Source organism: Treponema sp. R6D11 (genome assembly GCF_054786075.1).
Genome location: NZ_BDHD01001088.1, coordinates 1 through 391 on the forward strand (window position 1 = coordinate 1; position 391 = coordinate 391).

A 391-nucleotide genomic window follows, 5' to 3' on the forward strand; every position below is an offset into this window, starting at 1 on the left:
TCATTTTAGAGGAGGAGAAATAAAATGAAAGTCGTTTTAACCAAAAAAGTTTTAAATCTCGGGCAAGCAGGCGACATCGTCGAGGTCACAGCCGGATACGCGCGCAACATGCTAATTCCGAAAGGGCTTGCAAAAGAAGCGACGGCTGAAAATCAAAACCTCGCTCTTCAAGCAAAAGAAAAAGAAGCCAACACAAACCAAAAAATTCTTGATAATGCGAACGCATTGGCTGAAAAACTGAAAAAAGACAAACTAGTGATTGACGCCAAAGTCGGCGAGAATGGAAAACTGTTCGGTTCGATAACGGCAAAGGAAATTGCTGAGAAACTAGGCGTTGATAAAAGTCAAATCAAACTGGCCGCGCCGATCAAACAGCTCGGCGAATATACTC

The 391-nt window shown here is 43.0% G+C and carries 1 protein-coding gene; it reads left to right on the forward strand.

Features of this window, described 5'->3' with window-relative positions:
- Positions 1 to 24: 24 nt before the first annotated feature.
- Positions 25 to 391, forward strand: a 367-nt coding sequence (rplI, locus tag ACYVTD_RS17595) for a 50S ribosomal protein L9 (RefSeq protein ID WP_461248914.1), incomplete at its 3' end; no start/stop codon positions are given.